General features: G+C 32.0%; 1 pseudogene. It reads left to right on the top strand.

The features are described 5' to 3' along the window. Window positions 1-228, top strand: a pseudogene (locus Q4550_RS24345) (penicillin-binding protein); the annotation flags it as partial.

The following is a 228-nucleotide window of genomic DNA, read 5'->3' as shown; positions in this document are numbered from 1 at the left end:
CAACCAAATACTTATTTTTATGATACTCCACTATATTTTCCTGGAACAGAACCAAAGAAATCATATGTGAACATGGGAAGTATTAATGAATTAACTGCCCTTCAACGTTCATCCAATGTTTATATGTTTAATATTGCAATGGAAATAGCTCATCATAAGTATGAAAAAAATCAAGGCGGGGCTTTCGATATAGAAGCTTATTCAAAAATGAGGAATGTGTTTTCTCGA

Origin of the sequence: Anaerobacillus sp. 1_MG-2023, from assembly GCF_030547345.1 — a bacterium.
Lineage (GTDB): Bacteria > Bacillota > Bacilli > Bacillales > Guptibacillaceae > Guptibacillus > Guptibacillus hwajinpoensis_B.
Note: the sequence above shows the minus strand (reverse complement) of the source record. Positions and strands in the feature narration are given on the sequence as shown.